The following is an 8,828-nucleotide window of genomic DNA, read 5'->3' as shown; positions in this document are numbered from 1 at the left end:
GTTTTAATAATTCTTCTCCATTCATAATACATATCTATAATTTATTTGACAATTAATAAGAATAACACTCACATCGTATTAAACATATTTATCATTTTAAGAAAAAAATTACTGATACTCCATCCTATTTTTGATACTCTTGAAACGAATCTTATTATAGTATGAATGTGGCAAAATTTTCTGCAAAAAACACTTCAAATACAACTTGCTTAGAATTAAGAAATGATGAAGTGGTGACACTTTCACTTCTTCAACTAAAGCATGTTCTTTATATGATTGTATAACTCTTTTAGAGGAAACACCGTTAACAACTTCAAATACGCTTACAAAGAATGGAGTATATTCTAATTTAAAACCCATTTTACTTATTTTGGCAAACGAATTGCAATCTGCACAAATTTTAAAAGACAAATCATAATGAATTTTCTTTAATATATTTGTATCAGTAAACACACTCTGATGACAAATTTCAAATGGAATCTTTTCTGCAGGAATTTTAGCAAATTTTTTAGGCAAAATACCTAGGCTACCGAAATCCAACGCCACATCGCCATAAATAAGCTTTACATCATCGTTGTATTTTTTTGAAAAGACATCACTTATAACGGTATTATTATAAAAACAATCACCAGCATTCATAAAGATAATCCAATCTCCTGTTGCTAGATCGATACCTTTATTCATTGCATCATAAATACCTTTATCAGGCTCACTTATCCACTTATCTATATGAGATTTATTTTCATTAATTACATCTAAAGTATCATCAGAACTATCTCCATCAATAATTATGTACTCAAGATTTTGATACGTTTGGTTTGCAACAGATAATATGGTTTTTCTTAAATCATCACAAACATTATAACAGACTGTTACTACAGAAATTTTATATGCCATTGTTTTGTTGTTTTTTTACCATTTGAGAATCAATAGAAGTAATAACCTTTTTTCGTACCTTATATTTAAGATATAATAATATTACAAATAAATAAAGCATAAAGCTATGTAAAATATGTATATGAAAAGGTCTCTGCAAATACCCCGCAGAAAGAATCAGAGCAGCAAAGAGAACTTCCTTGCGCTTATAATATCTCAGAAATACTAAAATAAGTGGTAAATATGTAATAATCAATCCTACTATTCCATCTTTTGCTGGAATTTCAAAAGGATTATCTCCCATATATTGCATTGACTCAAATTTCTTCGCTCCACATCCAACTATAGGATTCTTTAAAAACGCACGTTTAGCAACCATACTTAATTCTGTACGAGAAGATTGAATCTTACCTCCAGCAAAACGTTCGACAGTATAACTTGCAACAACATCATTTGTTCCTAATTTTTGAAATCCAACAAATACCAATGAAAGTATGAGTATGAGTGGTATTATATTTTTCTTTAAATGAGTAAAATAAAAAAATATAAAATACAACACTATTTGTACAAAATAGGCTGCAGAAAGCGTAAAGAACAAGCCAATAACAAGAGTAAATTCAACAATTTTATTATTAATAAATAGCTTATTAAATAATAAGGCAAAAACACCCCAATAAGCTAGTGCACCTGGCTCATCAAAATAACCAGCAATTCTAATCAAGTTTCCAACAACATAATTTGAGCATGTTAACCCATAACAGTAGGCTTCTCTTCCATCAACATTTTCAAAAGTAGTGATAGGACTCAATAATCCGCAAAATATTAAGATGAACGCCACTGATCCCAAAAAAACTTGAGTCCCAATAACCACATTATATATTGCACAGAATTTAAAAAGCATTTTATGTCTTCCTAAATATGTTAACATAAGAAATGTCAACAAAATAACCAAGCACCTAACAAGATAAGAAGTATCTGAATGAATAAAACAAAATAAAAACCAAAACAATATTTGGATCAATATACATTTTTTTAAAAAGGAAGGAAAATTTGATGTCTTCTTAAATGAAAGAACATATTGAATAAGGAAAAACAATAAACCTCCTAACAAAAACGGAATTTCGTTTTGAATACCAAACAGTTTTTGGAAAACATAGGGATAAAACAGAAATAAATATCCTATTATTATAATTATTGGTATTCTTATATACTTTCTTAAAAATAATCGAATCATCATAACAATTTAAAATCTACTATTGCACGAAATGAATTTTACTCAGATGTTATATAGATAAATCATATTCTATTTTCAAAAAGAATCTATTCGCAACAATTTATATTTTACTTGCTTTAATATCATATTTCTTTCATTGCTACGTAGGATAAACATCCATATTAGTATAACAAAAACAGTAGTAGTTATAAAGCATGTAAATAATAAGCGTAAAAAACATTCTTCCATAATTAATTGAATAAGACTACCTACAACTATCATCATCATTGAAATACCCAATACAGGAACAACAACTTGCCTGATAAAATCGAGTACTTTTAGATGGCATTGTTTATTTGTATAATAAATAATCACGATATTACCACCAATACTCCAAATAAGGATCATGAAGATATAGAGCCAATAAGGAGCGCCCCCGAGATTATATGCTATGAATGTTAAAAAAACAGGTGCAATATTCATCATACTTTTAAATATTGCATACCCTTTTATTTTACCAATAGCATAAATTGAAGTCGCAGCACTATTAGCCATCTGACAAATAATCGTAATTATTAATTGCATTGCACAAAATAAAGACGTCCATTGAGGAACCTCTTTCAACCATAGGCGCAGGATAAAATGTATTTCTAATATAAACGGAATAGCAAAGAAAACGATCAAAAGTGTTGAATATTTACCACTAACGAGCGTTGCTCTATTCATGGCTTCATTGTCACCAGATCCAGCTCTTTTAACAATAATAGGATTAACTGCTTTCATCAAATTAAGAGAGAAGTTCGACAACTGCCCATTAACCTGATTAGCAATTCCTTGAGCTGCATTCAATACAGTACCGAAGAAATGATTTAAAACCAAACTTGTGCCATAAAAAGAAGCTAAACTAGAAATCGCTGTTAAAAAATTCCATGAAAAGAAAGAAGTAATCTGCTTAACCAAGCTAACATCCCAGTATCTATGAAGCCCAAAAACACACTCTTCGTATTTACGATGGCAATAAATTTTCATGATAGAGAGTGTTATGAATGGTATCAGAGCCATCAAGATACCATAAAGTATTAATTTATCGCTTGAAGTATAAACACAAGCAAAAGCTACTAGCAATTTTAACAACGACTCAAAAATGCCAACAAGAGAATAGTATAGCATATTCTCATGAGCATTCATTATCGCATCGTATGGCACATTAACTATTGTCAACAACGTACTCAGCAAAGTGCACAAATAGATAATCTTAGCAGCAAAGACACGTTCAGAAGGAATATTCAATACACCATGGAAAAATGGATACATTGCAATAAGTAAGATTATACCTGTAGCCAATGCCACTCCTGCATGTAGAACAATACTGACATTAAAAACCTTTTTCTTTTTTAGCAAGTTTCCTTCTCCCTCAGCATAAGACATAAATCTTTGTGTAGCGTTAGCTAATGTTGAGTTTAGAAAACCTAACATAACAATTGCACCACCTATGATATTGAAAACACCAAAATCAGAAGCACCTAAGGATTCTAAAATAAGGCGTGTGGTATATAAAGAAATAAATACTGTAATTCCCATCTTTGCATATAAGAATACAGTATTCTTAATAACACGATTTTTCGCAGACATCAATTTATCTTTAATATATTATTCTTTCCACCATGCTTTAAAATTATGATGGCTTATCCGTTTCTCCTCAGCAGGAAGCTGTCTCCAATCACCATATGCGTTGGTTAGATAGGTTTCATAATCTGCAAAACCCATAAATTTTCTATCTTCAAAAGGCATCAAAACACGATTATCAAATAAAGTAATTGGAAAAGGATTCTTAAAATAAATACCTTGTACACATTCAAAAACTCTAGAAGAATTTGTTTTGTTATATTTAATAGCAATATTCTGATACCATTTTGCCATATTACGAACACTTATTAAATGAAAACAAATCTTCATAAAAAAAGTGAGTAAATTTTTCAAAAAAGGCTTTCCATTATTAAAACTAAAAACAGAAGTCATATATTCTCTCGTTGAATATAAAGTATAACATTTTCTTCTATATGTATCATACTTTTCCCATAGTTTATCATCCTCAGGAACCTTATCTATAGGGAATACATCTATATTAACGCCTAACTCATTAGTATAAGTAACTCCCTCTTTAAGTATAGTTCTAGAATCACATACCTTACCATAAGGTAATCCCCACTTTGAATCTCGCTCCAACGTACAGAACTGATATTTTCCTTCCCATAAATCAGGAAAATTTCGAACCATTTTATCATAATCTTCTCGTAAAAGATATATATCTATATCATCATCCCATGGAATGTACCCCTTATGACGGGCTGCCCCCAACATAGAACCACAGGATAAGGAGTATCTCAAATGATATTTTTCACAAAATCGATGAATTGAAGACATAATATCTAACTGTACTATCTTAAGTTCATCTAAACAAATTTCTTTCATCATATTTAAATTAAATCATTTATTATACAGATATGTTTCAAAACATTATCTCATAACAAGCAGAACTAGCATCCTTTAGAGTTTTTTGAAATGTCTGCATAAATATTCAACAAATCATTAACGTTTTTTTTGCGATTATAACGTTCTGCTGCAATTTCTCTCAAAGCTCTATTATCAAAGATTTTACTTTTACAAAAAAGCTGACAAATATGATAAGCGAGAAGTTCATAATCTTCAAAACGATAAGAAACCTCACAATCCTGGTTCGAAATTAAATCAGGAACTCCACCAACATCGGCAGCTATACATGGAACCCCTAAAAGTTGAGCTTCACCAAGAGAATTAGGACTATTTTCAATATAGGATGGCAAAACATAAATATTTGACGCTAATAGTTGTTTTTTCATTCCTACAGCATCGAGTGGTCCAACAAATTTTATATTTTGTGATAATTTAAATTTTGCAATTAGCTTTGCTATATACAAGCCATAACAAGTAGAAAATATATAACTCTTTAACAAACCACCTCTTAAAATATTTGGTCCAGCAACAATAAGTTTAACATTGGGATAAAACTTTTTAACTATAGCAAGAGCTTTTAACAAGTTGTGCAATCCTTTATAAGCATATTGCCCTTGACTCATAAAAATCGTATGAGGCGTACATCTATTGTAGTTCCAAGAATCGCTATAAAATTCATCTCTTAAATTTTCACCATTATAGTGATAACACACAGTTGGATTTATGATAAAACCATGGGCCTTATCCCATGTCGTCCTACCTATAATATGTTTTACTGAAGATAAAAGTTCAACCTCCAAATTGCCTCTTTTCTTCATCATTTTCACTTGACTTCCGATGGTAAATCTGGTCAAGATATCATGGATTGTAAGACAACGATTTAATACTTTTTTCTCTATACCTCCATACATATAATTACTAATTACACTTACTAATCCCTGTATAGAGACAACAACCTTGCTATTTCCACAGGCTTTTACGTAAGCGAGACCATGAGAATATTCCGAACCGTGAATATGGACAACATCTGGTTTATATAAACCTTCTATTTCACGCCAATATTGCTCATATTTAGAATTATAAACACCACTATTACCTTTTTCAAATGGGAGTACATAATAAATTGCACTTTTTCCGGAAATCACTGTTAATTTATTCACTAACCTCGAAACAGAAGCTATACGGATTTCTGTTTCTGGGACATAATTCTGAATAGACTCATATAAAGCGTAAACCCAACTACCAGAACCATTCACCGAACAAGATTGTTTTGACAATATTGATTTTGCCTCTGGCAATAAATCATTAGTAATCCATAAAATTTTCATATCTCATTTTATTTATTAGTGAAGACAAGCTCCACACCAAAAGCGAAAAGTAGCTTAATAAACAATACTTATCGTGCTTCGCCTACCTAATATCATATTTCTGTTCGAATACCTCCGTTCAATGGTCTTTACGACCGCTTCGGTTCCCCTTATAGGGGACAGAAACCCCTGCGGGAGGGTCCTTACCCTATACCCAAGCCCTAAATCCCTACCATAGGGATTAGGGATGTAACCGCCCTGCTCGGTGCTATTTGTTCGAAAACCTACCCGTCCTTCCTTACCGTTAAAGAAGATGGATTTTCTACCTCTCCGTCTCTCCTGCAAGGAGAGCTCCACCTCACTCCCAAGCCCTCGCCCCTCAGGGGCAAGGGATGTAACCGCCCTACTCGGTGCTCGGAACCGCTATGCTCTTGGGGTGGCGGACCATCAGAGGTCTGCGCCAGATTTTGCGGGCTGGGACCGCAAGGGGACAACTTGCTAATAAAAGCACCTTTTCAATTACCAGTCATCAGGTCTTAAACATTCTTTACTACTAGAATTAAAGGGCATATTGACCTACTGAAGGAATATTTAAGTGAGCTTGTAATCCCATTGCATGAAGCACTCGGGAAATCGTATTGAGTGTAAGATTCTTACCGCTCTCAATTTTCGAAATCTGTTCTTTCTTCACACCTACAAGGTTACCTAACTGCTCTTGAGTAAGTTGCTTTTTCTTACGAGCCTCCTTTATTGCCTCACCAATTAAGTATGTATTAATTTCATCTTCAAATTGGTTTCTATGAGGGGTTCCTATCTTACCTATATGCTTATCCAGAATTTCTTCTTCTGTAAAAAATTTCATTTCTTCCATAGTTACTATCTACGCAAGACCTAAATCCCTACCATAGGAATTAGGGATATAACCGCCCTCCGGTGCTCGGAACCGCTACGTTCTTGGGGCGGCGGACCATCAGAGGTCTACGCCAGGTTTTGCGGGATGGGACCGCATGGGGAAGGTTTGAATACAGTTAAAGTTCAATCTTATGCTCTACCCAACGCTTTATCATCTTTACTACCGTTACAGTTGACTGCTTATAATGGGCTATAACCATAGTCTAAGACTTCATTTAGTTGATGAAACGCTATATCAGACCATATTATTCCATCCTCTTTGTTCCTTAATTTTTTCAATTGCTTGAGTATGAGACGTACCTCTGCCTGAACGACTTTGTCTAATGGCATACTCTGATGCCATTTCTAAAATCTCATGAGGCATATCATTTACAAATGCCTGTACTTTTTCTTCTGGAGCCTCATAAGGATTGATACCATTCATCGTTGAATATAACAATGTTATGAGGGCATTTTTGCGATCTTCACTCCAATTCTTTACTTCATTCCAAACTGGAGTGTTTTGTATTTCACTATAATTGAACGTTCTCATAATTACATTATTTTAATGTCACTTGTGTACCTATGGTTAGCGGACCATCAGAGGTCTGCGCCAAGTTTTGCGGGATGGGACCGCAGAGGGATGACTTGCTATATGATTATACCTCCGAGGATGGGATAACTACTCATTAAAATCTTCAAAGAATTGTTTCCTTTTCTCATCTAATTCAGAAGTCTTCTGACTCATAAATTGACAGGTGAAATCATACATCGGAATGGCGACACAATGCTCATCTGCCTTCTCAAACTTCAACTGATCAGAATAATAGCGAACCAATTCTTCATAAGGTGTCAAGTCGGCTGCAAATAAGAAAACATATTCACAACCTACAATTTTCAATAGTTCCTTTATCTTAGGTACTATGAAATACCAAAATATAGTGGTTCCCATATTCTGAGGGAAATCATATCCATCCCAAACATCACGATGAGCATCATTCGCACAAAAATGAACCAACTCAACACCAGGAAATGTCTTGCCTACATTCTTTAGATTCTTGCCGAATATTTTAGTGAATTCTTCGGAATCAACCGATAAATGTAAAACTCTTGCCACATCCTCCTTCTTAATACCCTTCTTTGAACGAACACTTTCTAGAATAGAGGCTATAGCCTTCTTGTTTTCTGCAGATTGGGTCTCATCCAAACTTAAACGGAGTATCGTGTCATAAAAGGATTGTATCTCTTTCAAGCGATCACCTTCAATGAATTCATCATAAAGCAAACCACATTTTAGTGAAAAGAAGAAAAGGATTTCATCCTTATCACTTTTCACTATATAATAAGCAATACGATTATTCTCATCATCATCATAGGCATCTCCTTGCAAGGTATCTACAAGACTATTGTTACGAGAATTGTAGAAATCATCTATCAAAGAGAAATTTGCAGGATTTGACGAGAGCCGCTCACACTTTAAACTCCTTAGCAAATCCAATTGTGATTCAGTTATCTTCATACGTAAATCGGTTTATGGAATTGCTCCAAGTTGCTTAACAAGAAACGTCTTATCCGGAAACGGGTGGCATCTTTTTTGATGTCTTGGATATCCATTGGAGTACCCTCACCTTTCATCATGGCGTGCTTCCAAGAATCTTCGCCATGGACAAGATTGCATAAACTTCTTGTTTTCTTTGTTGATAGCAGCTCGAAAACACTATCGAAAACGGGCCTATATTCTTCAAGAAAGCTTGACGGCAGAATATCATGCAACGAATCAGAAACATAAGCAGCATGAACTTCGGGAAGATATGGTCCAAATGAATGAGCATAAAATATTGATTCAAACAGAGGACTCTCTGTCCGAACTATACTCTCACGCTGCATAAAATAAAGAAGAATTTGCAACTTCATCTCGTCAATACGAGCACCATACTGATACTCGTAACGCTGACTGATATAAGATGCTATCTTAATTACATCAACCATAATAATTCCTTTCTTTTAAAGACAATAGATTTTTTCTAAGAAAATGAAGCTATTGCCAT

General features: G+C 33.6%; 9 protein-coding genes. All 9 read right to left on the bottom strand.

Features of this window, described 5'->3' with window-relative positions; all coding sequences use genetic code 11:
- Positions 1–108: 108 nt before the first annotated feature.
- The 9 genes from DW657_RS10690 to DW657_RS10650 all read right to left on the bottom strand — a co-directional run bounded on the left by DW657_RS10690 (position 109) and on the right by DW657_RS10650 (position 8,769).
- Positions 109–897 carry a glycosyltransferase family 2 protein gene (locus DW657_RS10690; protein ID WP_118312490.1) on the bottom strand — a complete coding sequence of 263 codons (789 nt, stop codon included), beginning with the start codon at positions 895–897 and terminating at the stop codon, positions 109–111.
- Positions 887–1,804 (bottom strand): hypothetical protein, encoded by a 918-nt coding sequence (locus tag DW657_RS10685; RefSeq protein ID WP_147381927.1) that lies wholly within the window; start codon positions 1,802–1,804, stop codon positions 887–889. The genes DW657_RS10690 and DW657_RS10685 overlap by 11 nt, the downstream gene beginning before the upstream one ends.
- A 381-nt stretch (positions 1,805–2,185) precedes the next feature.
- Positions 2,186–3,670 carry a hypothetical protein gene (locus tag DW657_RS10680; RefSeq protein WP_233546827.1) on the bottom strand — a complete coding sequence of 495 codons (1,485 nt, stop codon included), beginning with the start codon at positions 3,668–3,670 and terminating at the stop codon, positions 2,186–2,188.
- Positions 3,671–3,739: 69 nt separating this feature from the next.
- On the bottom strand, positions 3,740–4,564 hold the full coding sequence (locus DW657_RS10675) for a phosphorylcholine transferase LicD (protein WP_118312487.1): 825 nt from the start codon (positions 4,562–4,564) through the stop codon (positions 3,740–3,742).
- 62 nt (positions 4,565–4,626) lie between these two features.
- The gene (locus DW657_RS10670) at positions 4,627–5,910 is read right to left on the bottom strand and encodes a glycosyltransferase family 4 protein (RefSeq protein ID WP_118312486.1); all 1,284 of its coding nucleotides are present in this window, start codon (positions 5,908–5,910) and stop codon (positions 4,627–4,629) included.
- Positions 5,911–6,448: 538 nt separating this feature from the next.
- Positions 6,449–6,760, bottom strand: coding sequence for a helix-turn-helix domain-containing protein (locus tag DW657_RS10665; protein WP_118312485.1), 312 nt, complete (start codon positions 6,758–6,760; stop codon positions 6,449–6,451).
- A 276-nt stretch (positions 6,761–7,036) separates the two neighbouring features.
- Positions 7,037–7,333, bottom strand: coding sequence for a hypothetical protein (locus DW657_RS10660; RefSeq protein WP_118312484.1), 297 nt, complete (start codon positions 7,331–7,333; stop codon positions 7,037–7,039).
- Between the two features lie 129 nt (positions 7,334–7,462).
- A complete protein-coding gene (locus tag DW657_RS10655) occupies positions 7,463–8,299 on the bottom strand; it encodes a hypothetical protein (RefSeq protein WP_118312483.1) in 837 nt (278 codons plus the stop codon).
- The gene (locus DW657_RS10650; RefSeq protein WP_089542523.1) at positions 8,296–8,769 is read right to left on the bottom strand and encodes a Panacea domain-containing protein; all 474 of its coding nucleotides are present in this window, start codon (positions 8,767–8,769) and stop codon (positions 8,296–8,298) included. The genes DW657_RS10655 and DW657_RS10650 overlap by 4 nt, the downstream gene beginning before the upstream one ends.
- Positions 8,770–8,828 lie beyond the last annotated feature (59 nt).

The sequence above is a fragment of the Prevotella sp. AM23-5 genome (assembly GCF_003473645.1).
GTDB lineage: Bacteria > Bacteroidota > Bacteroidia > Bacteroidales > Bacteroidaceae > Prevotella > Prevotella copri_A.
The sequence above is the reverse complement of the archived record's forward strand: the minus strand, read 5'-3'. Positions and strand labels throughout refer to the sequence as shown.